The 563-nt window shown below is 39.6% G+C and carries 1 protein-coding gene; it reads right to left on the reverse strand.

Going from position 1 to position 563, the window contains the following annotated elements; genetic code table 11:
• Positions 1-563, reverse strand: a 563-nt coding sequence (locus AC1DG9_RS27665) for an aldehyde dehydrogenase family protein (RefSeq protein WP_477635777.1), incomplete at both ends; no start/stop codon positions are given.

Raw genomic sequence — 563 nt, forward strand, 5'->3', positions numbered from 1 at the left:
GTCTCTAAATGCCTCCAACAATGGGTAATGTAATAAAGTACCGTGTTTTGGTGGTTTAAACAATAAAGTATTGCCCATTATCAGGGCCGGAATTAAAGTAGTAAAAGTCTCATTCAATGGATAATTGAACGGCCCCATACATAAAACCACACCCAAAGGAGAGCGTCTGATCTGTGCAACAATACCCTGTTCAATGCTAAATTTAGACGACTGACGATCAAGGTCTTTTAATGCATCAATTGTTGCATAAATATACTCTACCGTACGGTCAAACTCTTTAACCGAGTCTGCATGAGATTTACCAATCTCCCACATCAATAGTTTAACTACTTCGTTTTTCTTTTCAATAATTTTGTGCGTAAACTTCTCTACGCAGGTAATTCTATCAGCAACGCTCATGGTTGGCCATTCGCCCCTTCCATTGTTATAAGCATTAACTGCAGCCTTTAGTGCTTCGGAAGCCTCAGCTTCATTACATAAAGGATAAGTGCCAATTACTTTACGCTTTAGTCCTGTTGGAGTTTTGATACAAATTGGCGACAGTACTTCGTGTACTTCTCCGC

Source organism: Pedobacter sp. 05L430 (assembly GCF_056397585.1).